This is a genomic window from Mesorhizobium sp. M0960 (genome assembly GCF_040319055.1).
Lineage (GTDB): Bacteria > Pseudomonadota > Alphaproteobacteria > Rhizobiales > Rhizobiaceae > Mesorhizobium.
This window is the reverse complement of the sequence record NZ_JAMYNN010000026.1, coordinates 34015-58101: the sequence shown is the minus strand read 5'-3', so window position 1 is coordinate 58101 and position 24087 is coordinate 34015. Positions and strand designations below refer to the sequence as shown.

Below are 24087 nucleotides of genomic sequence, written 5' to 3'. Positions count from 1 at the left end.
GAATCGGTGCTGTCACATTGATTGAGCGGTAAGGAAATTGAGGTAGCAGCGCGCCCGGCACTGTAAAGTTTCAGCGGCTTGATGCAGCGATAGCTGGCCGGGACGGCTGTCACGCTGCGGCGACACACGCGCCAACGGCCAGTCGGGTGTCGCGAATTGAGGCGCGCTGAAGCCGTCCGGCTCAGCCGATCATGGCGCTTCGGTTGCCGGGTTCGAGGTCGTGGCCTCTGCCGCTGCGCGATTCTAGCATTTGCGCCTTGGAGAGCTCTGCTTCAGCCTCGGCGAGGCATGGCTCGGCTGTGGTTCTCTGCCGCAGAAGGTCCGATTGCGAATTCTTGAGGTTGTCACGACGTAGGCGGGCGGCCTTGGCGAACGTCGGATAAGCGAAATGATTGATATCGGAGATGCCGGCCTTCGTTTCCTCGGCGTTTATCTGGAAGTCCAGTTCTCGCGCCATGCGTTCGAAATCGGCAATCATCATGTCTAGCTGCTGCAACTGTCGCCGCTTCTCATTCACCTGAAATTGCTTCAGTCGGACCAGATTACCTCGTGGCTTCATAACTCGGTACTCCGGTACACATTTCGTCCAATCAAACCGCTCTCTCCCAGCCCCTTAACGTTAGGCCTACAGCGACTCTCACGGTTTCTGCTGCGAGAGGAAACATATTTTCCAAATCCTTGGCCGATGGCCATGAGTTCAATGGCATCGACAAGCATGCGAGCGAGGGACTTAAGGGGCGGTAAAAAAAGGCGGAATAGGGCGATTTCACATTGTCTGCATATGAACGCGTTGAGACCTGCGGCGGGCTTGTCACACAAACCAATCGCCAAGATTTGCGACATAGACGCCGGGGGGCATGAATACGCCCGCCGTCAGCTACACGCCCCCCGATTTCCGCCGCCTATTATCGCCTACGCGGTCTGGCTTTATTTCCGGTTTCCGCTGAGCCTGCGCCTGGTTGAGGAAATGCTGCTGGAACGCGGCATCGTGGTTTCGTATGAGACAATTCGCCGGTGGGGCATCAAGTTCGGGCCGGACTACGCTCGCTGCTTGCGCCGCAAGCCGCCGTGCCCGAATGATGTCTGGTACCTGAACGAAGTGGTCGTCACCATCGCCGGCAAAAAGCTTTGGTTGTGGCGCGCCGTCGACCAGGATGGATATGTGCTGGACGAAATCGTGCAAAACCGCCGCAACACCAAAGCCGCCAAGCGCTTGCTGACGCGGCTGTTGAAGAAGCAGGGGCTCGCGCCGAAGCGCATGATCACCGACAAGCTGCGCTCGTATGGAGCGGCAAAGCGACAGGTGATGCCGGACGCGAGCACCGGTCGCACAAGGGGTTGAACAACAGAGCGGAGAATTCCCATGTGCCGCCGCGAAAACGGGAGCGGATGATGGAGGGGGTCCGATCGCCGGGAGGCCTGCAACGCTTCGTCTCGACCTTGTCAGCCCTCCGCAACCTCTTCGTCCCGCCCCGCCCCAAACGTTCTTGTCGAGCCGCTTCTGGCGATCGTGGCAACGATGTTGCGCGAGTTCGGGCGACTGACAGAGCAGGTCTTCAATATCGCCCGCAAGGAGCAAGTCTGCCGGCGCCTCATGTCCGTGCCCGGTGTGGGACCCATCACCGCGCTCGCCTTTCGTGCCACGGTCGATCAGCCGGACCGCTTTCGCCGATCGAGGGATGTCGGCGCGCATCTGGGTCTGACCCCGGCACGCTACCAATCTGGCGAGACGGACTTTCAGGGCAAGGTGAGCCGATGCGGTGACGAGCTCGCCCGCACGGCCCTCTATGAGGCGGCTCATTCACTGCTTGTGCTCAGCAAGAAATGGTCGAGCCTCAGAGCGTGGGGTATGAACGTCGCCAAGCGGCGCGGTATCACGCGGCTTCCTACTCCAGAACGAGCATGCCCCTCCTCCTTGGCGGCCTCGTCAAAGGCCTACGGACATCCTCGGGTGACACTTGGTCCTCAAAGGCGTCGATGCAGGACAGCACCGCCAGCTTCCACTTAGGTCCCTTCTTGGTCCACTTCATGAGTTCCTCGGCGGCACCCTCGACGTGGCTAACCCGTATCGGATGCCAGGTCTGTCGCTCCTGACATAGACTGGAGGGTTGAACCAATGGAGAGCCATACAGGGAAATTGGAGCGGAACCAGACTGCCGACCAACCCAGGTTGTAAGGAACACGCAGGCCCTCGCGGGTTTAGAGGTTTAGAGGTGGCAGCGGGTTCTTCTTGGATGTGCAGCCGCTGTGGGGGTCCGTCGCCTTTCTCACGGGCGGCGGGCTCCTTTCGCGAAGGCGGTGTTGGTCAGAGGTCAGAGAACCTTTACCGCAGTTCAAGTTAGCTGGTTGTCATTGGGGGAAGTAATGTCCCCTCCTCTTTTGCAGCAGCCAGGAATGCCTTACGAGCCTCCTCAGGTTCCATCTCGTCGAATATCACGGCCATGCAAACGCGCACCGCGAGGTCCCAGCGAGCGCCACGCCTGGTCCACTTCATCAGCTCCTCGCCGGCTGTCTCGGCGTTCTCGACGTTGCGGATTTCCCCTGGACGCTCGGTCTTGACGGGGACCGGAGGGTTGAACCAATGGCGAGCCATGAGAACTCCTAATCAGGAAAGATCATGCCCTCCTCCTTGGCAGCCTCCTCGAACGTGTCACGGGCCTGTTGGGGGGACACCTTGCCGCTCATGGCATCCACGCAGGCGCGCTCCGCCTCTAGCCACTTAGGGCCACGCTTGGTCCATAAGACGAGTTCCTCGGCCGCAGCCTCAACGTGGTGGACCCCGTATCGGAAGCCGTCATGCTCCGTCTTGACGTACACCGGAGGTGAGAACCAAAGGATTGCCATAGGCGGAATCTAGAGAAGGACTTCTCTGCGGCCAGCTCCGGTCGGGAGTATTGGTTCTGACGTAGACTGGGCGGGGGCAACCAGTGGAGAGCCATGCGGCTATTCCCGAAGATCGAACGCGACGAACAGGCCAAAGGCTGGGGAACATCAACAACAAGAGCGACCAGCTCGCAGTCACTTACCACCAGATGTGGCCGTCACGGCGCACCGCCGCGATAGTGTCTTTGACGGAGATGATGATAATTTGGCCGCGCCGGGCTTGTAAAATCAGCTGTTCAACAAGCTCATGGGCCGTCACTTTGCGGGGTCGGCAGTTCGTCAGAACGTTCATCCGAAGGCCTCCCACCTCAGCGAACCCAAGCGGCTACCTTATGGGTCACTTCTCCAAGAAATCAATGTTCGAATCGTACTGAATAAACCACGGAATCTTTGGGAGAAATCTTCCCCTCGTCCTACGCGGGGAAAGATACATCTTGGCTTCCTTGGCGGCAGCCTCAAAGGCCCTTCGTACCACCTGAGGGTCAATCGGATCGCCCTCCAGGTCTGACAGACAGAGGGTCACCGCCTTGTGCCAGCGAGGTCCTCTGCGGGTCCACCTCTTGAGCTGCTCAAGGGCTGCTCTCGCATTGTCGCAGCCATGCCTGTCGCCGGTTTCAGTCTTCACGAACCAGAGGGACGAACCAATGGGTTGCCATGGGGGTAAGTAGGGCGGCACGAACCCGCCGACCATCCGAATTCATGGTCGGTCATGCTCGGTCCCTGCTCGGCAGGGAGCGGGCAACAAACCGAAGGTGTTCATAGAGAACGGCCTCGTCGAACTCGCCGTCCGAGAAGAGTGCCATTGCGCTCACGCTCAGGCGCTCCGCCTGCTCGCTTCCTACCGGAATGCCTTGCTCGACGCATACACGATCAAAGACCTGCTTCAACAGAATCAGATCGCCAGGATAGGCAGTACCACTAGTTGAGCTGCTGCTGGTCAAAGGCTGTCACCATTGGGGCGGACGCGGGGTGGGCTCCCCTGCCAGATCCGAATGCCCGAGCCCCTAACCTTCAAGTCGCGCGACTCAGAGCAGTTGAAACTACAGCCGCCTGTGTTGCCGGCAGTTCGAACAGCATGGGCAGGTGGCGACACTCGGCTTCGTCCACGATCAGCGCCTCAATAGTCGCGATGGAAAGATGGCTTCTGAGGCGCAGCCGGACAACCGCGGCGAGCTTGTGAACGGGCACCGGTACCGCCCCGGCGTGATGATCTAGAAGATTGTTGATCTCGGCAACTACTTTTGGATCGACGGCGTGGGGCAATGGCAGCATGAAAGCGCTTCCTTTCGGAAGTAACTCTAAGCGGATCAGGGCGATGAGTCTTGGCCCGTACGTTTTTAACCAAATGTCGCGGATATCATTGGACGTCAGGTCACGCCCATTCTCGCGTTACTGTGTTTGTATGGATGCCGCGCTGTCTCTTCGACTTCACCGACACTGGCAAAGTCTTCCTTGACGTTGAGGGTACCGATCCCTCGGGACCTCGAAGCTGCAAAACAAGAGGCGGTGAAAGCCGTGGTCGATATTACCAAGGATAAGCTGCCCGATTGCCATGGGGTCACTGTTTGTCGGCCCGATCAATTTCATCGAGCAAAGACTTATGCTCGTCCGGCAGCTCCTGTTCTACCGGAAGATTTAGCGCTCTGCGAAGGTAGTTGCGGACTGCTTCTGACGTGACCCACCGTCGTACGAGGTCGGCAATAACCTTCTGTTTCCTTCTGTCGACCTCAACCATGCTCGATCCTGCATGCGAACAGGTCCGAACCTTCTGGAGAGAAGATTTGTTCCTGCTAATCACGAAGATCAAGCAGGACGGCGCGCCCGCTCTTGCGGAGCCACAATGGGCAAAATTCCTGGAATGCTGGGCGGGAACGTTAGGCGGATTAATGAGGCGCGGGCTGAGAGCTACTCCCGGCCGTCGAAACACACGAACAGGCCAGTGGCGGAAGCTACCTCAAGGATAGCCTCAGTTAGCTCTTCGTCAGATGCCCGCAGATTAGGCGCAGTCACACGGACCCGTTCTATTGCAGCCTTGATCGAAACAATGTCTCCGCGAGCCGCCCGGTTCAGAAGTGCAGCAATAGCCTCATGTAGAGTTGGACTGATAATTTGAACGATCATTCATCCGACCATCCCCAAGGGGCACGCCGAAGAGACGACAGTACTCTCTCCCGGACCGACATCAACAGGATGTAAGAACCGTACAAAGCTGGGCCGTAACCGTCAGGAAAGTTTGGTAGAAATTTCTGAGCGGGGGATCGGATAGCTGGCTCGCGCGGCGACCCCCGTGCCCCCTCTTGATCCAAGCAATGCGGCGTGTTTGGGCTGCCCCATGTTACACCTTGTGTCACAGGATGGGCCTAACCAAGCGCTTTTGCCCATGTCGCTCCATCAGGGACACGGTAGGGCCATCCTGCAGGGTCACGCTAAATTGCGTTGAGCGGTCTTTAGCTCCGCGCGTACAGGTTGCGAAGGCGGTTTCCGCCATGGGGCATCGAATGGATAGGGGCATCGAATGGATTTCGATTGGGTCGCGGCGTTCGTCGCAGGATTGTCCGGCATGATGGCGCTGGCTGGTTTCTATCGTTGGGACGTTGGCGACCGCGTCGGCACGTGGTTTTGCCTGCCCTCGGCGCTGTTCGGCGCGCTTGCGCTGATCCTTCGGCGGCAGCATTAAGGCTCGCTGCCATACTGAGCACCATCACCAGCAATGGAGTTCAGAGCGTCCTCTGCTGCCGGTTTCAGCACCACGCCGGCGACTGGAGAAACGCCGCGACAATATCCGCGGTCAATTCCATCAATTCCGCGCTCTGGCGATTCTTCTCTTCGGTCATTCATCAACTCCTATTGCTATTCCTTTTTCGTATGGGGAAACTCGGATCGCGCAAGAAGCAGGGCCACAGAACGGAAAATTTGGGACCATCGGCCGGCCGCTGCGGTTTAAGGCAGAGTCTTGAAAACTTCCGCACCTGGAACTGTACACGCCTACATTGCTAGACGGCACCCCTTCGTTCCGGCAAAGCTGCGAATCGCGGGGCCACTGGCAATCCGCAGGTCGGCGGGTTCAGGCAATGCTCATTGAAAGATGGGCCGCCGACTTTCCTTTTGGCTGTAAAGCTCGGCGGGTTTAGTCTTCGGACTCAACCTTCTCGCCGACCCTCGATGACCATCAGATCTTTAGATAGACTTGCTCACGTTGGCCAATCACCGGCACCAATGTGGTTTCGGCGGGCGCCCTCGAACAAGCACTCGATTGAAATGCAGGTCGAACGTTTGTGGATGGTTCAATCGACGGCCCGCGCCGTCGGACATTTCTGGATATTCGAGACTAGCCATAAAAGCAGACGTTAGTGCAAGTTTAGGATTACTCCCCGCCAGCGTGCTGAGGAACGGCATTCAGGATGGCCTCCGCCAGTTCTTCGAGGACGGAGGTATCGCCGTTCGATGCGGCAAATAGCCTGAACTCCGCTTCTGGTAACTCTGGCAGACCGTAGCTTTCGGGTACCCTGACCAGTCCGTTTCTCAGCTGACTGGCGATCATCGGCGCTACAGCAAAGCCTGAGATAGCAGCCGCCCTCAGGCTGGAGTTGCTTGCGCAGATCATCACCGTGCGCTGGCTGATCCCGGCCTTGGCAAGCCGTTCAAGAGCAACTTCCCTGTAGGGGCAAGGTTCCGGCAACACCGCCAACGGCAGCGGGTCCGGAAGATTCACGCCGGTACGATCCGCCCATGCCCAGACAAGAGGCTCGCGCCACAGGAGGCGCCCCATCTCCTCACCCTCACACTGCGATCCGAGCACCAGTTCGATGTTGCCCTCCTTCATCTTCGAGAGGAGCGCACCCGGAACCCCGACTTGCACCTCAACCTGCAATCCAGGGCGATCAGCGCCGAATGCCTGCAAGGCGCGAAGGATGCGGACCTGTGCGAAGTCCCCCGAGAGGCCTACGCGAACCCTGCCGTGAAAGGGCGCCTGCGCCAGATCGGGCAAAGCATCCCGGTTAAGGGCAAGCATCGCCCGGGCATAGGCGAGCAAACGCTCGCCATCGGGTGTCATCTCCAGCGCGTTATGGCAGGAATACCGCGCGGCCCACCCCGATGGCTATGGTTACACCTGGTTTTGTGACCGGTTCGCGCTTTCCAGCGCCCGTCGAGCGCAAAGTTCCGCAACCGCCACTAGGCTGGCGCGGTGACGCAGACCGACTATTCGACCGCAGCGCGTCGGCGGGATTGGCTCGACCCTCCGGTGTCCCAAGTCGCTGATCAGGCCCCTTCCACCCGGCACGCTGCAGGTGGAGCAAGTCGGATGAAAAGAAGCGATCGGCGACCGATGCCGGTCAGGGATGGGGCACGGAACGCACCACCTGCCGGGCTGGCTTATCCTGCCGCTCACCTTGATACGAGACTTGGCAGGAGATTGTCTTCCGTCCAGGTGAGATAGGCGACCTCGACCACCATTTCAGGCCTGACCCAATGGACGCGCGACAGCTCAAGCGGCGAGCCGAACCGGCTCTCACGTGGCGGTGGGGCGTCGAGGGGCATTCGATCCATCCGAAGTGGTCCAAGCCGGCCAGCCAATCGCTTGAGCTCTGCAACCGTGATGCCCGTGCCGGCGCGGCCCGCGTACATCAGACGACCATCATCGGTGTAGTAGCCGAGAAGCAGCGAGCCGATATGCGGGCGGCTTCCCGTCGGATCGGTCCAGCCGACGACGATGAATTCCTCTCTGTTGAGACACTTTGACTTGACCCATAGGCCGCGATTACCGGATGCATAGGCGCTGTCGATCCGCTTTGAGATAGCGCCCTCGAGTGCAAGCCGGCAGGCGTGCTTGCGGAACGCAGGCCCGTCGCCGATCACGTGATCGCTGAAGCGCAGGCCGGGCATGTCGTTCGAAAACAGGCCTTCCAGCCGCGCCTTGCGATCTATCAGCGGCAGCTTCGCAATGCTTTCTCCGTTCAGGAACAGAAGATCGAAAGCAAAGAAGGCAAGATCGCCCGTGCGGCCCTCGTCCATAGCGGCCTGCAGACGGCTGAAGGAGGTGACACCGTCGGCCCGAACGGCGCACAGCTCCCCGTCGACATATGCGTCTTTCACCGGGAGCGCGCGCAGGGCCGCTATCGTCGCTCGATATCGATGCGACCAATCGAGGCCGGTGCGGGTAAGCAAGCGGATGTCGCTGCCGTCGATCCGTGCGTGCATGCGGTATCCGTCGTACTTGATTTCGTGAAGCCAATCGGGGCCGTTGGGCGCTTCGTCGACCAGGCGCGTGAGCTGAGGCTCGATCCATTTCGGCGGATGCGTTTTATTCGGCTTTGTGGGATTCACCGTCTTGCGCGCCAATTGAGATAAAGCGTCGTCATGCGGGCGAGACTACCACATGATAACCGCTGCAGCTCTATCGGAAATCCCGCGTCTTCACCTTGATGCGGTCGATGTGCTCGTAGGGATCGACGATATCGCGCGTTTTCGGCATGCCGCGCGGATCGATGCCCGATCCGCCATAATGGGCCTCGTCACCGCGGCCGTGTGGCAATGGAAATGGCGTGTCGCGGCTTCCGACGCTGGCGAGTTCGGCCGAAAGATCGGTCAACTCATGGGCGACGAGATGCACCACCTGCCCTTCTCGCTGGATGCGGCCGCGCACGCCGAGCATGGCGGAGGAGAGAAGCACGCGCCGGAATTTCTCGAACACTTTGACCCAGACGACGACGTTTGCGGCGCCCGTCTCATCCTCCATGGTGAGGAACATCACGCCTTTGGCCGATCCCGGCCGCTGCCGGACCAGCACCAGGCCTGCGGCCTGGACCCAGCTTCTGTCTCGCTCCTGCATGGCCTCCTGACAGGTCACGATGCGACGGCGACGAAGATCGGCACGCAGGAACGACATAGGGTGGCTACGCAAGGTCAGCCCGACATGACCGTAATCCTCGACCACTTCGCGTCCTGCAGTCATTGGCCTCAGCGTGATGACAGGGTCGTGGATCTCAGGCACCGTTTTCTGATCACGGGACGTGGCGGCCGCGAACAGCGGCAAAGGTTCATCGCGTAGCGCCTTGATCGCCCAGAGCGCGTCGCGGCGGGCAAGATTCATATCCGGCAGAAAGGCGTCCGCCTCGGCGAGCTGGACAAGTGAAGCCGCCGGCACGCCGGCGCGGCGCCACAGATCGTCGACCGAGAGGAAGGGCTCATCGGCCCGCGAAGCAATGATCGCGGCCGCGTCATCATTGGCGAGACCCTTCACCATGCGCAGGCCGAGGCGGACAGCGAAGCGATCTTCGGCATTGGTCGGCTCCAGCGTGCAATCCCAGCGGCTGGCATTGACGCAGACCGGACGCACCTCGACGCCATGATCGCGAGCGTCGCGCACGATCTGGGCCGGCAGATAAAAACCCATCGGCTGCGAATTCAGCAACGCGGCACAGAAGACATCCGGATGCCAGCACTTCATCCAGGATGAGGCGTAGGCGATCAGCGCGAAGGAGGCGGCGTGGCTTTCGGGGAAGCCGTAGCTGCCGAACCCTTCGAGTTGCGAGAAGGTCTTTTCGGCAAACTCCGGGGTGTAGGCGTGGGCGATCATCCCGTTGATCAGCTTGTCGCGGAATTTCGAGACGCCGCCAGTGTGCTTGAAGGTGGCCATGGCGCGCCGCAGCTGGTCGGCCTCGCCGGCGGAAAAGCCGGCGCAGACCATGGAGACCTGCATCGCCTGCTCCTGAAACAGCGGCACGCCGAGCGTCTTGCCGAGAACACGCTCGAGCTCCGGCGTGGGAAACGTCACCTCCTCCGTGCCATCGCGCCGGCGAAGGTAGGGATGGACCATGTCGCCCTGGATCGGGCCGGGACGGACGATAGCGACCTCGATGACCAGGTCGTAGAAGGTGCGCGGCTTGATGCGCGGCAGCATCGACATCTGCGCGCGGGATTCGATCTGGAAGACGCCAAGCGTGTCTGCTTTGCGGATCATCGCATAGGTGCGTGGATCCTCGGCCGGGATCGTCGCCAGGTCGAGAGCAACGCCCTTGTGCTCGGACAGGAGATCGAATGACTTCTTCATGCAGGTGAGCATCCCCAGGGCCAGGACATCCACCTTCATGAATTTGAGGGCGTCGATATCGTCCTTGTCCCATTCCACGACCTGGCGATCCTTCATCGCCGCCCGTTCGATCGGCACGAGATCGTCGAGGCGATCATGCGTCAGGACGAAGCCGCCCGGATGCTGCGAGAGGTGGCGCGGCATGCCGGCAAGTTGCGCGGCGAGTTCGAGGGTCAGGCGCAGCCGCCGGTCGCCGAGATTGAGGTTGAGCTCGCGGGCGCGCTGCTCATCGACCGCCTCACCGTGGCCCCAGACCTGCGAAGACAGGAGTTTGGTCATGTCCTCGGGCAGGCCGAGCGCCTTGCCGACATCGCGGACGGCGCCCTTGGTGCGGTAGCGGATAACGGTGGAGCAAAGTGCTGCGTGATCGCGACCGTAGGTCTCGTAGACCCACTGCATGACGATCTCGCGCCGTTCATGCTCGAAATCGACATCGATGTCGGGCGGCTCGCGCCGCTCTTGGGAGACGAACCTCTCAAACAGAAGGTTGTTGCGTTCGGGATCGATGGAGGTGATGCCGAGCACATAGCAGACCGCTGAATTGGCGGCCGAGCCGCGGCCCTGGCAGAGGATGTCCTGGCTGCGGGCGAAGCGAACGATCGAGTTGACCGTCAGGAAGTACGGCGCATATTTGAGCGTCTGGATCAGCCGCAGCTCGTGCTTCAGGATCTTGAACACCTTGTCGGGCAAGCCCTCGGGGTAACGGCGGGCCGCACCTTCCCAGGTCAGTTTTTCCAGCGCCTGCTGCGCCGTGAGGCCCGGCATCGTTTTTTCCTCGGGGTATTGATAGGCGAGCTCGTCGAGCGAGAACCGGCAGCGGCCGGCGATTTCGACGGTGCGCGCCAGGGCCTCAGGATAACGGCTGAACAGCCGCGCCATTTCATCGCCCGGTTTGAGATAGCGGTCGGCATGACGTTCGCGGCGGAAGCCGGCGTCATCGATGGTGACGTTGTGGCGAATGCAGGTGACGACATCCTGCATCATGCGGCGGGCCGGCTCGTGGAAAAGCACGTCATTGGTAACGACGGTTCGCACCCCCATCGCGGCCGCCAGGTTAGCCAGCTCGTAAAGCCGGAGCTGGTCGTTCGGGCGCCTGCGCAAGGTGAGCGCCAGATAGGCGCGATCGCCGAAGATCTCGCGCAGCCGCCGCAAACGAACGGCACAAAGATCATCGGCGTGGTCGGGCACCAGGATCGCGATCAGACCTTCGCCATAGGCGACGACATCATCCCAATCGAGATGGCATTTTGCTTTGCCGGCCCTGCCCTTGCCGAGCGACAGCAGGCGGCAGAGCCGCGAATAAGCCGGTCGATCGGTTGGATAGGCCAGGATCGACATGCCGTCGGCGAGATCGAGACGGCAGCCGACGATCAGCCGGACGCCTGTCGTTTTCGCCGCTTCATGCGCGCGCACGATGCCGGCAAGCGAATTGCGATCGACGACAGCGAGCGCCTCGATGCCGAGCAGTGCCGCCTGCGCAAACAGCTCCTCGCAGGATGATGCTCCACGCAGGAACGAGAAATGCGACGTGACCTGCAGCTCGGCATATCGGGTTGAGCCAGTCATCCGAAGATCCCGTGCATGAACCATTTATGCGATCCGGTCGCGGCGTCTTCGCCGTCGCCGGCACGGAAGACCCAGTAGCGTTCGCCGTTCTCGTCCTCGACGTGAAAATAGTCCCTCACCGCCGCGAGCTCGGCGTCGCGCTTCCACCATTCCCCGAACACGCGTTCCGGGCCGTCCGCCCGTTTCACGCGGCGGCGCACCCCGCGCCAAGTGAAGGTCACGGGCGGATGGTCGGGAAGGAGTGCGACCGTCTCGATCGGCTCGGGCCGCGGCAGCAGCCGCGACGGACGCGGCCAATGGCCGGGCCAGCCTTCACCGGTATCGGGCGCCATCGGCGCAACACGTTGAACCGAGCGTTCGGGAACGTCGCTCTGCACCGGGGCGAAGCGATAGAGCCGGTCCTCGCCGACACGGTTGGCCAGGATGTCGATCACATCCGAGACATCGGGTTCGGGCGCTTCGGCGAGCGCGGAAATCATCTGCTTGGCCCGCAGCGGCTCGGCAACGGTCGCGGCAAGCCGCATCAGCTCGATGCCGAACCCGGGATCGATGGTCTCGATCTTATCGGTGAGAAGCCGGGTCAAGCGCTTCGTGTCACGCACCGGCATTGCCGTGCCGACACGGATCGCCTCGATGCGATTGTCGACGCGGAAGAACAGAAGATCGAGCCGGCGCGCGCCAAGCCCTCGCGTCTCGAGTGAGGCGCACAGTTCAGCGACCAGCTTGCCGGTATAGCGCGCAATTGTTTCTGCCGCGCCGATCGGCTCGGCAAAATTGCGGCGCACTTCGACGATTTCCTGCGGCCGGATCGGCTCGATCGGTTCGCTCACTCGTCCAAAGGCCTGGTCGAGGCGGCGGCCGGGCTCCGGTCCAAAACGCAAGGCGAGCGATGCGCGCGGCGTGCCCGCGAGATCCGCGATTGTCTCGAAGCCAAGCCGTCTCAGGCTATCGATCGTCGCGGCGGGAAGGCGGAGCGCAGCGATCGGCAAAGGCAAGATCGCTTGTGCAATGGAGCCGGATGGAACCACAAGCGTCTGCCGTGTACCGAAGCGGGCCAGTGCGTGGGCTGCTCCCCAGCTATCGGCGACCGCGCAGCGTGCAGCAAAGCCCGATGCGCCAAGCCGCTCGACCATCTCCGTGAGCATCGCCGCCTCGCCGCCATGCAGATGGTCGGCGCCGGTCGTATCGATGACAATGCCGTCCGGTGGATCAGCAGCGACGATCGGAGCGTAGCGGCGCAGCGCCCACAGCGCCAACCGCTCGAGCGCGATTTCGTCGGCCTCGGGCTCAGCGTCATGAATCGCGAGACCCGGGATGAGAGCCTGCGCCTTGCTCGCCGGCATGCCGATACGCAGACCGGCTGCGTGTGCTGCACCATCAGCGGCAAGCACAACACGGCGGCGGCCGTCGCGGCCGATGAGGACGAGCGGCGTCTCAGGCGGAGGCGCGGCGTCGCTCGATTTCCTTCTGAAGCGGTCTGTCGGCCACATCGGAAGGAAGAGCGATACGACCCTTGGCATCGCAAGCCTCCACTGTAAAATCTGCACTCTCTCCTGCGCGGCATCGGATCAGTTCGAGCTGCCACCGCGCACGCCCGACTCCCTGAACAGGCAGCGGTGTCGACGGCAGGACCGACACCCGCCAGCGTGTCTCGGCGGCGGTTGGCTGGCCAAAATCGGTTGCTTCAGTCTGTCGCCGCCAGCGGCGAATGGCGATGCCGATGGCGCCGGAGCTTTCGGCGGCGAGTTGAAGCCGCCGTGAGGCCGTCATCGAAAGCCGGGCTATCTCGGCAACGACAGCGCCAAAACCTCCGCGAAGACCCTCTTCGAAACAGGCGAGAACGGATTTTTCGTCGCCGGCTTCGACATAGATCACTCGTCCCGGAGGAAGGCCCGCCTGTTCGATCGCCGGCGCGAACAGGTCGGGCCGGGTAACGCACCACAGCACCTTGCCCACCGTGCGCGAGGCAATACCGGCGGCGAAGAGTGCCGCGGCTGCGCCATCGACGGAGCCATTTCCGCCACCCGCGACCTCGTGCAGACCGCCAAAAGCCAATCCCCCTCCCGGCAGAACCCTGTCAATCGCGGCGACTCCGAACGGCAAAACCGTACGCCCGCGTGCATTTCCACCTTCGAGACGCGCAATGCGGTCTCGAAGCTCGGAAATGGCAGCATGGGGCGCCGATACACTCATCTGACCCTTGAAACGCGGAAAGCCTGTGATATGTTCTACATTTGTTCTCGTCTTGGCTAAGAGTCAACCGGGATGATGTCGTGCCCCTGCGGAAGGCGTTCGAATCCTTCAATGCGAAAATGCGAGTTCCATTTTGGAGTTTTAGGCGCCACGGGTGTCCGAGAATTGTAGCATATTTCGGACTCAGTGCCGTTTTCGAACTGCAGGATGATACCGGACAAATCTTGCTCCTCGCGGGCGATGCCGTCCTGATCCAGGAGTTGCGTGAGGCGATGGAGAACTCAATCCCAATCATGGAAGGCGGGATACAGACCTCGAACCGTCTTCACCAGAGGGAATCTCATTGGATTTCACCCCAGCTTGACGGACCATGTTAATCCCAGCTTCCAGCAGAATCGAGATTTTCCCCTCAGGTGGCGCACAATTTGCGCTGAACAGCATGCCTCCGCGTCTCACTATCATCGGGTTATGAAATTCACTCATTGTGGCCTGTCCTCTCCCCCATTGTTGCCAATGAGAAATAGTCCTCCGTGCCGACCGCCGAAGCAAGCACGATCAGGTTCGAGAACTTCACAAAGTTAGGGTCTATTCGGGTTCCATAGCTTGGAAATCGTTGAACAACTCCGTCCAGCGGTCGACGAATTCCTTTTCGAATTTTTCAACCCCGCGTGACAGTGCGCGCTTCTTTGCCAGTCGCGCAACATCGACTTTCCAACCTTCAGGCAGCCCAATCTCTTGCGACGATGCCCAGGTTTCGATCTGCGGAACAATTGGCTTCCCAGGCTCCACGACGTCGGCGAAAACTTTGTCGGCTCCGCGTCCACGTTCCCAGCGGTCAATCACCTCCGCAAGAAAGGTTGGCGGGAAGAGATCCTCGATTTCCGAATTCGCGAAGCCGACGTATTTGTCGGTCGAAAGAACCCGTTCCTTTGCGTTTTGATAAAGGCCGTTCTCCATGTCGCGAGCCATCTTCCGCCCGGCTTCGTCGCCGTCAAAGATCATCACAGGAAGGATTTCGTCGCGCCCTGTCAGAATGCTGGCGACGACCTTTGCGTTCTTGGCGCCGTGGGACGGCGGGAACACCAACTCTCGCTTCGGGCTGATCTTCTTGCCGCCGATCAGCAGCGCCTTGATGGTCGCCAGGTAATGCTGGTCTGAAGGCCCCTCCACTATTACCGGATGGCAGCCGAGCAGAATACTCTCGGCGACGTTCATATTCAGAGCCGAATAGATCGCGTAAGTAGCCCCGTTCTTGCGCGGATCATCGTTACCCCTTCGCAAGTCGGCCGAGGCTTTGGTCGAACCATCGTCGCCAACATAGACTTTGCGAGCGCGGTCGAGCGAATCTGCGTCGACCAGAAAGGGGGAATGCGTCGTGTAGACGATTTGGTTGGTTCCAGAGAGGTTTTCGAAGAACGCCGAGAGGTCGCGTTGGGCCAGCGGATGCAGCGACAGCCCTGGCTCATCGAGCAGCAAAATTGCGTCGCGGTGATCGCGGCTGCTTTCGACCAGGAATATGAGATAGAAGCTCAGGAACCATTGCAGTCCACTACTCCTGTCTTCGAGCTCAACCTTTTCAGGGCGCTTGCTGTCGCTCACCCAAATTCGAAAATGATCGCCGTCCGCCTGGAACTCAAATGTGTAATTTCCCTGTTTCCACCAGTCCCGGAACCTCTTGGTGAGATCGGTCCCGGCCGAATTCAGCAGGATTGTCCGGTCACGCTTCTTGGTCGCGATTTCTGCGATTTCGGTCGGGTTCGGCTGACGACCCTGGGGATCCTTGAAATCCAGGCCGAGTTCGAGGATTTCCTCAGGATGCAACGTCACGAAACTGAATAGAACGCGAAATCTGCCTCTTTTCGCTTTCAACGCGTCCAACAGTTGCTGGAACCTGGGTACTATCGAGCTGGTGGGTGCCGGAGTTTCGGGGATCGCTGTTTCTAGCTTGGCCGCCACCTCGGCAATGCCTGTTGACGACCATCTTTCCTGCGATTTCACACTCTCGTTCGCCTCCACAAGCGATTTGAGCATTTCCGGCTTCAGGGAAGATTCCTTCGCGAGCGGGGAAATCGCCGCGATCTCGTTCTTGGCCTCTTCGATGGCTTTCTGAATTTCCTCCGATGCCGCGTCCGTCTGCGGCTTGTGTTTCGGAAACGCAATCTCATGCCGGCCGTCAAAATATCGGCTGACCTCGACAACATCCAGGTACTCCCGGCCGACTGCGGTCATTTCCGAAAGCTTGCCGGCGTGCTCGGAGACGTCGAATTCCGCCGCAACGAAACGGAAGTTCCCCGGGTTGGCGCGAACAGCAGCATAATTCCCTTTGGGATAATCTGAGGTAGGTTTGAGCTCCCCCTCCCTTGCGGGGTTCAATTTCCAAAGCGGCAGCAAGAGATTCGTCTTGCCGGATTCGTTGACGCCGATCAGCGCTGTGACTTGTTCCGCATCCACCCACCCGCTGTCGACGACCGAACGGAAGTTCGTGACCTTGTACCTATTAAGCTTCATGTTCTGTCCCCTCGCCCCGTAGTCTTTACATGATTGTATATCTGAAAGGAAAGGCAACTTGCGTGCCGGGATGACTACTATACTGCCCTCTTTCCCAACTCGAGCTGTAGCCTCGGCTGCAGCTCGACAACCTCTTTGATCTCTTCGGCCGACAGAGCCCCCTTGGCGAACAGCGCTTCTGCAATCCGCTCCACCTCCGTCCGCCGCTCTCCAACGATGCGCTTCGCTCGCTCGAACTGTTCCAGCAGCACCCTGTCGACCCGCTCCTGAAGGCCACGGTCGAACCGCATGGCCGTGAACAGGTCGCCCTCGTTGTCGGCGGCGATGTAAGCTAGGCGTTCACCAAGCCCGTAAGAAGCCTCGAACGTCAGGTCCGACCCGCGCGTGCCGCCTCCGGCAGCGGATTTCGCGCCGAGCAGGACCTCCTCGGCGGCAAGCCCGCCCAGAGGTAATCGACCTCCGCAGCAATCGAGTCGAGGCTGAAGTTGCCGCCGCTCGCGCAGGCGATCATTCCACAAAACAGGTGTAAGAAGCGCGCCTCCCCTAGCTTTGCGGCGGGGATAACCCATCAGTTCACTCTTTGTTCTTTTCCGAAAACGCGTGGCGAGATATAGTCTGGCGTGTCCTTTAACTGATTCCTCAGGGAGGCAGCGCGCAGATGACCGTCCAGCCCATCAATACCATGCTGCAGGGGGACAGGATTCTCAATGAACCGACAATCAGCTGCCCAAGCTGCAAGACGGAAATCAAGCTCAATGAGTCGCTCGCGGCCCCTTTGATTGCCGCCACGCGTGAAGAATACGAAATGCGCCTGGCGCAGAGCAAGGCATCGATGGCTGCCAGAGAAGAGGAGCTCAAGCGCCAGCAGGCCGAGATCGTCGCCGCCAAAGAGGACATCGCCAACCAGGTGGCTGAGCAAATCAAGCTTGAGCGTGCCGGAATCGCGGTCGAGGAAGCCCGCAAGGCAAAATTGCTGCTTTCGGTAGACCTGGAGGACAAGGATAAGAAGCTTGCCGAGCTGGAGGCGACGTTGAAAGCGCGCGACGAAAAGCTCACCGAGGCCCAGCAACAACAGGCGGAATTCCTGAAAAAGCAGCGTGCGCTTGACGACGAAAAGCGGGAGATGGCGCTGACCATCGAAAGGAAGATCCAGGAGGGGCTGGACGCCGTTCGCGTCAAGGCGAGGTCGGAAGCGGAAGACGGTCTCAAAATGAAGGTCGCGGAAAAGGAAGAACAGATCGCCGGCATGCAGCGTCAGATTGAGGAGCTGAAGCGCCGTGCGGAACAGGGTTCCCAGCAGCTGCAGGGTGAAGTTCTGGAGCTTGAGCTGGAAGCCCTCATTGCCGGCCGGTTCCCGATGGACGTCATTGAACCGGTTGCCAAGGGTGAGTTCGGCGGAGATGTCCTGCACCGCGTGGTCGGACCGGCCGGCCAGCCATGCGGCGCCATTTTGTGGGAATCGAAACGCACCAAGAACTGGAGCCAGGGTTGGTTGGGGAAGCTCAGGGCTGATCAGCGGGCCGCAAAGGCGGACATTGCGCTTATGATCTCGGAAGCTCTGCCTCCCGGTGTGGAAACCTTCGATCTTTTGGACGGGGTCTATGTCGCCCATCCCAAATGCGCGATGCCGATCGCAATCATGCTGCGACAATCCCTCATCGAGCTGGCGAACTCCCGCCTCGCCCAGGACGGCCAAGCCACCAAAATGGAGCAGGTCTATGGCTATCTGACCGGTCCGCGGTTCCGCCATCGCGTCGAGGCCATCGTCGAAAAGTTCTCTGATATGCAGGAGGACCTGGCCAGGGAACGCAAGGCCACAACACGCCTGTGGGCCAAGCGGGAGGCTCAAATACAAGGCGTAATCGAGTCGACCGTCGGCATGTACGGCGATTTGCAAGGCATCGCTGGAAAGGTGATGCAGGAGATTGAGGCCTTGGAGGTGCTGGCCATAGAAGCATCTCCGCCCGGTGCCGAATAGGCAATCGGTATGCAGCTCAACAGGAAAACGATTGGCAATCTGGAGCGGCTTCCCCAGACATACCAATCGGACTCCTCGGATAGCGTAAGCAAAAGAAGCCCGCCGCACCCGAGGTAATCGTCGTCGGCCCGATCGCTGCGGCCGGTCAGACCCCGCGCTCACAGGCACGGCAGGTAGGGGCCGATTTCCGCGCGCGGATAAAAGGCATGTGGAGGTGGACCGGTAATCGAGGCGGACGAGTCATGGAAGACGCAGTCATGCGGCGCGACGGCCAAGCGTTCAGCCCGCCTTCTTTTTCCTGAACATGGTAGCCGTTTTCGCCACGCATCCCACTAGCGGTAAGGCGGGCATCTTCTCATAACCGAGAGCGTACATTTTCTGGCCGACCAAGTAGCCGGCGGTGACGGTGCCTTCGTTATGGGACCCGTAGTCGATGCCAAGTCCAGCGGCAATCAGCGGATCGACGGCTTCAAGTGGCGGGCGGCCCTTTGCCACCGCATCCAGCATCTTCTCCACGTTTACCGGATTATTGATGATGATTTCCATCTTCCTATAGATTGGATCGCCATCTGCCAGAGACTTGTCCTTCACATACGGCAATCCTGTCGCCTTGAGCATCTCGATTATCGCGTCGGCCTCTGGACCTCCTTGACGGATGCAATTTCGATAGATTGTGTCGCGCTGCTCCAAGGTCTTCGCTCCCAATCCGTCAATCGTGTACATCGGCTTTCCTCCTATTGCCTGACCCCGGTGAGCCTGATCAGCTAATCGCCTTGTGGGCAAGCTGCCAACCCCGACAATCCGCACGCGCACGGATTCGAGTCTCGGACGGCAGCGTACATTAGCCAGAGTGAACAGAAGGAATTCCTCCAACCTACGGCAACAAGACTTCCTGAGGCCATGGTGGATTTTGGAATGGGGCTTGAGAGTCAATCCTCGCGGGAACTTCGGCGCTGACTTCGGGGCGTTCTTCGCCGCGACCGGAGTGTCATTTTCCCCGCTTGGCGAGGAAGTCGCTGATGATGGCAGCAACTTCAGTTCGGAATCTAAGGTGTGAAGCCTGAGAGCAGAGTGCTTGCTCGCCGAAACTGACTTCTTGTGCGGCGCCCTTGGTTTGCCGGCTGAAACTGCTGGCGGCACTCGGGCCGACGGTTTCGCCGTCGAAATTGCGCTTCAATGCCCCAATAACTGCAGCCCTCAAACACGAAGGCGTCACAAGACCAGCAGTTATTCGGCCCTCAAATCGAAACACGGGCAATTTCCTGTAGCTGTTTGAGCGCAATTGTGCTAATGTCTGCATGTTGTGGTGTGTCCTATCCGACGCACTAATTGCAGGAAAACTTCCGTTTGCGCGAAATCAGCCAACGTCATTTGAGGCGCAGTTATCGATGAAACTGACGACAAATGTCGGGCTGGATAGCGGTGTCGCGAGCATACCTGCCACCGTGGTCGTCACTATCTGCGCTCTTCGAAAGAAGACCAGACCACCTTTCGCCGCAACGCCAGTTTCTTTGCCAATTGGTTCGCAACACGCCATCCAAACTGCTTGGATAGAAAAGCTACGCGCGTTACCGCCAGAATCCCCCGCCAGCGCACTCTATGCTGGTCGAGGGTTTGGACTTGCGACCCAGGCAGCAGAGATCGCTGAGGCCAAACTCTACATCATTTCTGCCGGATTGGGCCTGGTGGCCGCCGACCGGCAAGTCCCCCTTTATGGACTCACAGTCTCCAGCGGATACGCAGAGTCTGTCGCCGCCCGGGTCTCAGGTGATTTCGATGTCGACGCTTGGTTTTCCAGCCTGCTATCAGGTCCGCATTCGGATCGATGGATCGATGCGTTCGGCCAAGGTCCAGGGCGGGTGCTGATAGCACTCACCCGTCCTTATGCCGAGATGGTGGGCAAAAGCCTCAGTGAACTGGGACCTCAAGCCTTGGCGCGATTGCGAATCTTCGGCGCGTCTCTTGCACCAGCCTTACCGGCTTCACTCCACCCATCGCTTGCGCCGTACGACGATCGATTGGATGCGATCTTGCCAGGTACCCGCGCCGACTTTTCTCAACGAGCCTTGCTCCACTTTGCTCGGTTGGTGGCGATCAACCGCAGCTCATATGACCGGGGTGCCGACTATGCAGCCGTGGAGGCGGCAATGAGCGGGGTGGCGGCCCCCGAACGCCCGCGCCGGCCGCGCCGCAATGACGCGGAGATTCTCCAGCTAATTTTGGCACGGCTTCATACGCAATCAGGTATTGCAAGAATCCTCCGCGCACTTCGGGATGAAGAGGGGGTTGCGTGCGAGCAATCGCGGTTCAGCCGTCTCTACAGCACTGCTATGGAGCAAATGGAAGCAGCATGAGCCGCCCTCGAAGGATCAAGGAAGCAATGCTGGCTGTTCGCGCCGTCCGTACCCAACAGGCCGACAAGGCTGTCTATGCATTCTTTGTCACCGGCGCCGATCTTCTCAAGTTTGCGGAGATCAGCCGCGTTCACCGCGACAGCGAAGGGTCGTTGCAGGGATTTCAGCGCAAAGGCATTAAGAGCCACGTTCAAGCGATCACGGAGTTTCTTGATCAGGGGCCTGTACTATTCCCAAACGCTATCATTCTCGCGCTTTCGCCGCGAGCGCGTTTCACCCAGACGCGGGGCGAAAAGCCCGGCGGCGACGTAAAGTCGTGCGAGGCCGGAACATTGCGAATCCCGCTTCCGAACGACGGCCCAAAGGCGGCTTGGATTGTCGACGGCCAGCAGCGTTCGATTGCCCTGTCGCAAGCTCGGAACAAGAGCTTTCCGGTTCCTGTCGTCGCGTTTGTATCGGAAGAACTGTCCGTCCATCGCGAACAGTTCATCTTGGTCAACAAGGCCAAGCCACTCGATCCGCGGCTAATCAACGAACTGCTCCCAGAAGTGGACACAGCCTTTCCGCGTGACTTGTCGTCTCGGAAAATCCCGAGCGAACTCGTCAATCTCCTCCAAACCTCTCCTGATTCTCCCTTCCAAGGCCTTATCAGAAGGCTTTCTGAAGATTCGGCGATCGCCGTGATCACGGACTCAGCATTGATCAAAGCGATTCGTAACAGCATCAACAGCGCTCTTGGCGCTCTCGCTCCGTACAAAGCCACTCCCGAATATCCCGCCGATGTCGATGCAATGTACCGCACACTTGTCGCTTACTGGACTGCTGTGCGCCTCGTCTTTCCTGAGGCGTGGGGTCGTCCACCAACCGAAAGCCGGCTTATGCATTCGGCTGGGATCGAGGCGATGAGCCTGTTGATGGACCGCATGATGTCTCGCGCCGCTCCTGGCACGGACCTGCTGCTCCACGCGACCGAGTCCCTGACGCGCATCGCTCCATACTGTCGCTGGACCAGCGGCAGATGGGCAGAGTTGCAACGCGACTGGAATGAAATTCAGAACGTCGGACGCGACATCAAATTGTTGTCTGGGCATCTAGCGCGCCTTGACCACATGCATGCCTTTGCAAAGGTCGCGTGATGCAATTTGTTTTCGCAGACAGCGTCGATACGATCGACCCTGAGTATGACTTCGTCGCGGATCGCAACGGCGCCGGCCGATCAGTTCACCGCGATGACCAGTACCCTCACGAGTTCCTCGAACATGCACCGTATGACGGCATCCTAGTTTCCCGCGGCATTGTAGGCGACGCGCGGCAGCCAGGAAAATATTCGGAAGCACAATTGATGCGCTTTCGTCGCGAGGGCGCCCGACGCTTTCTGCGCTATCCGCTCGATCGATTTCCGGGAAGCCTGATGATGGGCGACTGCGGCGCCTTCACCTATCGGAATCTACCGGAGCCGCCGTACAGCGCCGACGACACCGCGGAATTCTATGCTGACGGCGGCTTCACGCACGGCTGTTCGCCCGATCACCTTATCTTTGACTTTGACGATGTGGGTTTGACGCGGACCTTGGATGACGTGCCAGAGGATGTGCGTCGTCGCTACGAAATCACTCTTCAGAATGCGACCGAGTTCTACAAATCCGCCGCAGGCGTGGGCCCAGGCTTTACGCCAATGGGCGTAATACAGGGATGGTCGGCTGAGAGTATGGCGCGGGCTGCCCGCAACCTAGCCAGCATGGGATACGACTACTTAGCCATCGGCGGCACTGTGCCGTTGAGGATCGATCAGATCCGCCGGGTCTTACAAGCGCTCCGTGAGACTCTCCCCGATCGGGTGCGACTTCATCTCCTTGGTTTCGGGAAAATCGAGGAACTGGCCGTACTGGAACAGTATCACGTAACCAGTTTCGATACGACGTCTCCGCTCTTGCGCGCCTTCAAAGATGCCCGGAAGAATTACTGGGTGCGGACGGCCGACGGCGACCTGTCATACTACACCGCAATTCGTATTCCGCAGGCTACCCAGAACAACAAGCTCAAGCATAAGGCGCTGGAGGGCAGCCTCAACCAGGAAGATGCGAGGCGTCTTGAAGACGCCGCACTTCGTGGCGTTCGCGCTTACGCTGACGGTGGTGCAACTCTCGATCAAAGCCTTGATGCCGTGATGGAGTATTGGGCAGCGTTGAACTGGCACGACGAGGCGTCGCCCAGTCGCCGGGCCGACGCCGCAACCCGCCAGCGCAAGGTCTACGCCCACACTCTTGGCGACCGACCCTGGGAGCGGTGTAGCTGTCGAGTTTGTCGGGAGAGCGGCGTGGAGGCCGTAATCTTCCGCACCTCAAATCGCAACAAGCGCCGCGGAATTCACAACCTACACGTCTTTCACACCCACTTGAGCGAATTCCGGCAGGAGAGCGTATGAATACTCAACATTTTCTTCGGTTTGATGCGCTGGCGCCGGTTCAGAGCCAGAAACTGACAGTCTTCACCTTCATTGCAAATGCTGTAGAAATCGCTCGCATTGCTCGAATTGAGCGGGCGGGTCGCGATGATGGCGGGGCGCTCCAGGGATTTCAGCGGCCGCAGATCGCGGGCCACATTCGTGAAATCCGTGACTATCTCGAAAAGCCGAACTCGATCTTGCCCAATGCCATCGTGGTCGCCTTCATGGGGCATGCTTGGTTAGAGCCGGCGACGAATCCGGAAAGTCGCCTCTGTCAACTGGTCATCGATACGTCCAAGGGCCCGCCCGGTTGGATCGTTGATGGACAACAGCGCTTTACGGCGCTTTCGGAACTGCGAAGCCGTGATTTTGAGGTGCTCGTGTCGGGCTTCCTATGCGAGACCGAGGAGGAATTGCAAAAGCAGTTCATCCTCGTCAATAACACCCGCCCGCTGCCAAAGGCCCTGGTTTACGAACTGCTTCCCAAAGTGGGAGATCTGCCGCACCGCATGTCCAGCCGATCACAGGCCGCACTTGCTACTGAGGCGCTTAATTATCGCAAGGGGTCGTCGCTGAGAGGTTTGATCAAGCAGCAAACCAACCCAAAGGGAGTTATCCGGGACACGGTGCTGCAGCGGGTTATCATGAACTCGCTGAGTGACGGGGCTCTGCGCCTTTACGCCGGCGAAGACAAGCTTTTGCTTGATCAGGGCGTCACAATGATGAGCGAGTTCTACCATGCAGTGCAACACGTCTTTGCAGACGATTGGGCCGGTAAGACGCCTAAGACGTCTCGGTTGATTCATGGCACGGGTATTGTCGCGCTCGGGTATGTCATGGACTTTCTCAACAGCGTTACGGGCGCTGCCACGCGCGACGAATTTGCCAGCGGCTTGCGACTGCTAAAGGGAAAGACCGCGTGGAGCGAGGGCGAGTGGGAGTTCGGCGCCGAGCGCCGACGTTGGAATGGGCTCCAGAACGTTCCGTCCGATGTCCGCCAATTATCACTTCACCTAGTCCAGGTCCTCAAGCGACGCCTGGCCGAATCCGCACGGGCAGCGTGAAAAGC

23 protein-coding genes and 2 pseudogenes are annotated in these 24087 nt (G+C 59.8%); 8 read left to right on the top strand and 17 right to left on the bottom strand.

All coding sequences use genetic code 11. The annotated features are described in order from the left end of the window. Positions 1-181: 181 nt before the first annotated feature. Positions 182-559 carry a flagellar export protein FliJ gene (locus tag NKH63_RS28895; RefSeq protein WP_352451800.1) on the bottom strand — a complete coding sequence of 126 codons (378 nt, stop codon included), beginning with the start codon at positions 557-559 and terminating at the stop codon, positions 182-184. Between the two features lie 273 nt (positions 560-832). Between NKH63_RS28895 and NKH63_RS28890 the strand changes: the two are divergent. Beyond that, positions 833-1483, top strand: a pseudogene (locus tag NKH63_RS28890) (IS6 family transposase); the annotation flags it as partial. A 3-nt stretch (positions 1484-1486) separates the two neighbouring features. Next, positions 1487-1882 (top strand): annotated as a pseudogene (locus tag NKH63_RS28885) (transposase); the annotation flags it as partial. A 456-nt stretch (positions 1883-2338) separates the two neighbouring features. On the opposite strand, the gene NKH63_RS28880 reads toward NKH63_RS28885, so the two are convergent. From NKH63_RS28880 to NKH63_RS28850, 7 genes are all read right to left on the bottom strand, one after another. Then, positions 2339-2593, bottom strand: a complete 255-nt coding sequence (locus NKH63_RS28880; protein WP_352919906.1) for a DUF982 domain-containing protein — start codon at positions 2591-2593, stop codon at positions 2339-2341. Between the two features lie 8 nt (positions 2594-2601). Next, positions 2602-2844, bottom strand: a complete 243-nt coding sequence (locus NKH63_RS28875; RefSeq protein ID WP_352610242.1) for a DUF982 domain-containing protein — start codon at positions 2842-2844, stop codon at positions 2602-2604. A gap of 178 nt (positions 2845-3022) precedes the next feature. After that, positions 3023-3175: a hypothetical protein gene (locus tag NKH63_RS28870; RefSeq protein WP_352610245.1), complete on the bottom strand. Its 153-nt coding sequence runs from the start codon at positions 3173-3175 to the stop codon at positions 3023-3025. A 45-nt stretch (positions 3176-3220) separates the two neighbouring features. After that, entirely contained in the window at positions 3221-3574 is a 354-nt protein-coding gene (locus NKH63_RS28865; RefSeq protein WP_352919903.1) for a DUF982 domain-containing protein, read from the bottom strand. 16 nt (positions 3575-3590) lie between these two features. After that, entirely contained in the window at positions 3591-3824 is a 234-nt protein-coding gene (locus NKH63_RS28860; RefSeq protein WP_352610252.1) for a hypothetical protein, read from the bottom strand. Positions 3825-3894: 70 nt separating this feature from the next. Beyond that, on the bottom strand, positions 3895-4155 hold the full coding sequence (locus NKH63_RS28855) for a hypothetical protein (RefSeq protein WP_352610255.1): 261 nt from the start codon (positions 4153-4155) through the stop codon (positions 3895-3897). Between the two features lie 286 nt (positions 4156-4441). Continuing rightward, on the bottom strand, positions 4442-4618 hold the full coding sequence (locus tag NKH63_RS28850) for a hypothetical protein (protein ID WP_352610258.1): 177 nt from the start codon (positions 4616-4618) through the stop codon (positions 4442-4444). Positions 4619-5398: 780 nt separating this feature from the next. Between NKH63_RS28850 and NKH63_RS28845 the strand changes: the two genes are divergently transcribed. Next, positions 5399-5560: a hypothetical protein gene (locus tag NKH63_RS28845; RefSeq protein ID WP_352610261.1), complete on the top strand. Its 162-nt coding sequence runs from the start codon at positions 5399-5401 to the stop codon at positions 5558-5560. 687 nt (positions 5561-6247) lie between these two features. On the opposite strand, the gene NKH63_RS28840 is transcribed toward NKH63_RS28845, so the two are convergent. The 7 genes from NKH63_RS28840 to NKH63_RS28810 all read right to left on the bottom strand — a co-directional run bounded on the left by NKH63_RS28840 (position 6248) and on the right by NKH63_RS28810 (position 16809). Beyond that, entirely contained in the window at positions 6248-6895 is a 648-nt protein-coding gene (locus tag NKH63_RS28840; protein WP_352919916.1) for a LysR substrate-binding domain-containing protein, read from the bottom strand. 374 nt (positions 6896-7269) lie between these two features. Further along, positions 7270-8223: a non-homologous end-joining DNA ligase gene (gene ligD, locus NKH63_RS28835; protein ID WP_352919900.1), complete on the bottom strand. Its 954-nt coding sequence runs from the start codon at positions 8221-8223 to the stop codon at positions 7270-7272. A gap of 55 nt (positions 8224-8278) precedes the next feature. Continuing rightward, the gene (locus tag NKH63_RS28830; protein WP_352919898.1) at positions 8279-11539 is read right to left on the bottom strand and encodes an error-prone DNA polymerase; all 3261 of its coding nucleotides are present in this window, start codon (positions 11537-11539) and stop codon (positions 8279-8281) included. After that, positions 11536-13059, bottom strand: a complete 1524-nt coding sequence (locus tag NKH63_RS28825) for a Y-family DNA polymerase (RefSeq protein WP_352919895.1) — start codon at positions 13057-13059, stop codon at positions 11536-11538. The genes NKH63_RS28830 and NKH63_RS28825 overlap by 4 nt, the downstream gene beginning before the upstream one ends. Continuing rightward, positions 12974-13732, bottom strand: a complete 759-nt coding sequence (locus NKH63_RS28820; RefSeq protein ID WP_352919892.1) for an ImuA family protein — start codon at positions 13730-13732, stop codon at positions 12974-12976. The genes NKH63_RS28825 and NKH63_RS28820 overlap by 86 nt, the downstream gene beginning before the upstream one ends. A gap of 585 nt (positions 13733-14317) precedes the next feature. Then, positions 14318-16240, bottom strand: coding sequence for an AAA family ATPase (locus tag NKH63_RS28815; RefSeq protein ID WP_352919889.1), 1923 nt, complete (start codon positions 16238-16240; stop codon positions 14318-14320). A 77-nt stretch (positions 16241-16317) separates the two neighbouring features. Beyond that, entirely contained in the window at positions 16318-16809 is a 492-nt protein-coding gene (locus tag NKH63_RS28810) for a M41 family metallopeptidase (protein WP_352919886.1), read from the bottom strand. An 89-nt stretch (positions 16810-16898) separates the two neighbouring features. On the opposite strand from NKH63_RS28810, the gene NKH63_RS28805 reads away from it, so the two are divergent. Then, positions 16899-18218, top strand: coding sequence for a DUF2130 domain-containing protein (locus tag NKH63_RS28805; RefSeq protein ID WP_352919883.1), 1320 nt, complete (start codon positions 16899-16901; stop codon positions 18216-18218). A gap of 279 nt (positions 18219-18497) precedes the next feature. Here the strand turns inward: NKH63_RS28805 and NKH63_RS28800 are convergent, their stop codons facing one another. Beyond that, complete coding sequence (locus tag NKH63_RS28800) at positions 18498-18941, bottom strand: hypothetical protein (protein WP_352919880.1); 444 nt, start codon at positions 18939-18941, stop codon at positions 18498-18500. A gap of 265 nt (positions 18942-19206) precedes the next feature. Next, entirely contained in the window at positions 19207-19518 is a 312-nt protein-coding gene (locus tag NKH63_RS28795; RefSeq protein WP_352919877.1) for a hypothetical protein, read from the bottom strand. A gap of 88 nt (positions 19519-19606) precedes the next feature. On the opposite strand from NKH63_RS28795, the gene NKH63_RS28790 reads away from it, so the two are divergent. From NKH63_RS28790 to dbpB (NKH63_RS28775), 4 genes are read left to right on the top strand one after another with little or no spacing between them, the layout of a single operon-like run. Further along, complete coding sequence (locus NKH63_RS28790; RefSeq protein WP_352919874.1) at positions 19607-20572, top strand: hypothetical protein; 966 nt, start codon at positions 19607-19609, stop codon at positions 20570-20572. Next, complete coding sequence (gene dbpB, locus NKH63_RS28785; RefSeq protein ID WP_352919871.1) at positions 20569-21708, top strand: DGQHR domain-containing protein DpdB; 1140 nt, start codon at positions 20569-20571, stop codon at positions 21706-21708. Before NKH63_RS28790 ends, dbpB (NKH63_RS28785) begins: the two co-directional genes overlap by 4 nt. Then, a complete protein-coding gene (gene dpdA, locus NKH63_RS28780; protein ID WP_352919913.1) occupies positions 21708-22997 on the top strand; it encodes a tRNA-guanine transglycosylase DpdA in 1290 nt (429 codons plus the stop codon). The genes dbpB (NKH63_RS28785) and dpdA overlap by 1 nt, the downstream gene beginning before the upstream one ends. After that, positions 22994-24082, top strand: a complete 1089-nt coding sequence (dbpB, locus tag NKH63_RS28775; RefSeq protein WP_352919869.1) for a DGQHR domain-containing protein DpdB — start codon at positions 22994-22996, stop codon at positions 24080-24082. Before dpdA ends, dbpB (NKH63_RS28775) begins: the two co-directional genes overlap by 4 nt. The last annotated feature ends 5 nt before the right edge of the window (positions 24083-24087 follow it).

Bases quoted from the DNA above. Each gene is read 5' to 3' on its own strand.
- NKH63_RS28895 (WP_352451800.1), bottom strand. From the start codon at position 559: ATGAAGCCACGAGGTAATCTGGTCCGACTGAAGCAATTTCAGGTGAAT.
- NKH63_RS28880 (WP_352919906.1), bottom strand. From the start codon at position 2,593: ATGGCTCGCCATTGGTTCAACCCTCCGGTCCCCGTCAAGACCGAGCGT.
- NKH63_RS28875 (WP_352610242.1), bottom strand. From the start codon at position 2,844: ATGGCAATCCTTTGGTTCTCACCTCCGGTGTACGTCAAGACGGAGCAT.
- NKH63_RS28870 (WP_352610245.1), bottom strand. From the start codon at position 3,175: ATGAACGTTCTGACGAACTGCCGACCCCGCAAAGTGACGGCCCATGAG.
- NKH63_RS28865 (WP_352919903.1), bottom strand. From the start codon at position 3,574: ATGGTCGGCGGGTTCGTGCCGCCCTACTTACCCCCATGGCAACCCATT.
- NKH63_RS28855 (WP_352610255.1), bottom strand. From the start codon at position 4,155: ATGCTGCCATTGCCCCACGCCGTCGATCCAAAAGTAGTTGCCGAGATC.
- NKH63_RS28850 (WP_352610258.1), bottom strand. From the start codon at position 4,618: ATGGTTGAGGTCGACAGAAGGAAACAGAAGGTTATTGCCGACCTCGTA.
- NKH63_RS28845 (WP_352610261.1), top strand. From the start codon at position 5,399: ATGGATTTCGATTGGGTCGCGGCGTTCGTCGCAGGATTGTCCGGCATG.
- NKH63_RS28840 (WP_352919916.1), bottom strand. From the start codon at position 6,895: ATGCTTGCCCTTAACCGGGATGCTTTGCCCGATCTGGCGCAGGCGCCC.
- NKH63_RS28830 (WP_352919898.1), bottom strand. From the start codon at position 11,539: ATGACTGGCTCAACCCGATATGCCGAGCTGCAGGTCACGTCGCATTTC.
- NKH63_RS28825 (WP_352919895.1), bottom strand. From the start codon at position 13,059: ATGCCAAGGGTCGTATCGCTCTTCCTTCCGATGTGGCCGACAGACCGC.
- NKH63_RS28820 (WP_352919892.1), bottom strand. From the start codon at position 13,732: ATGAGTGTATCGGCGCCCCATGCTGCCATTTCCGAGCTTCGAGACCGC.
- NKH63_RS28815 (WP_352919889.1), bottom strand. From the start codon at position 16,240: ATGAAGCTTAATAGGTACAAGGTCACGAACTTCCGTTCGGTCGTCGAC.
- NKH63_RS28810 (WP_352919886.1), bottom strand. From the start codon at position 16,809: ATGGGTTATCCCCGCCGCAAAGCTAGGGGAGGCGCGCTTCTTACACCT.
- NKH63_RS28805 (WP_352919883.1), top strand. From the start codon at position 16,899: ATGACCGTCCAGCCCATCAATACCATGCTGCAGGGGGACAGGATTCTC.
- NKH63_RS28800 (WP_352919880.1), bottom strand. From the start codon at position 18,941: ATGTACACGATTGACGGATTGGGAGCGAAGACCTTGGAGCAGCGCGAC.
- NKH63_RS28795 (WP_352919877.1), bottom strand. From the start codon at position 19,518: ATGCAGACATTAGCACAATTGCGCTCAAACAGCTACAGGAAATTGCCC.
- NKH63_RS28790 (WP_352919874.1), top strand. From the start codon at position 19,607: ATGAAACTGACGACAAATGTCGGGCTGGATAGCGGTGTCGCGAGCATA.
- dbpB (WP_352919871.1), top strand. From the start codon at position 20,569: ATGAGCCGCCCTCGAAGGATCAAGGAAGCAATGCTGGCTGTTCGCGCC.
- dpdA (WP_352919913.1), top strand. From the start codon at position 21,708: ATGCAATTTGTTTTCGCAGACAGCGTCGATACGATCGACCCTGAGTAT.
- dbpB (WP_352919869.1), top strand. From the start codon at position 22,994: ATGAATACTCAACATTTTCTTCGGTTTGATGCGCTGGCGCCGGTTCAG.